This is a genomic window from Streptomyces lancefieldiae (assembly GCF_031845825.1).
Classification (GTDB): domain Bacteria; phylum Actinomycetota; class Actinomycetes; order Streptomycetales; family Streptomycetaceae; genus Streptomyces; species Streptomyces lancefieldiae.
In genome coordinates, this window is sequence record NZ_JAVRFH010000460.1 from 1 (window position 1) to 250 (window position 250).

Here is a 250-nt window from a genome sequence, read left to right on the forward strand (position 1 = left end):
CGTTGGCTTAGACAACCCCGAGCTACCGCGAGGCCCTGCCTTCATGCACCGACCGCACCCCGATCACCCGAACAAGACCCTTGTTCGACCCCACAAACCCGCTGATCGGTAAGCGGATGACGTCTCAATCCAGTCGAGGCCGTCTGGTCGCTGGTACGCAGGGCGATGGCCAACACCGCCTTCGACACATCCGAAGACCTCGACCGCACCCTTCGCCGCGAGTTACGCAGGATCCAGCTCCGCCCCCACC

Annotated in this window: 1 pseudogene; it reads left to right on the forward strand. The window is 64.0% G+C overall.

Going from position 1 to position 250, the window contains the following annotated elements:
- Nucleotides 1–123: 123 nt before the first annotated feature.
- A pseudogene (locus tag RM812_RS43525) lies at nucleotides 124–250 on the forward strand (IS630 family transposase); the annotation flags it as partial.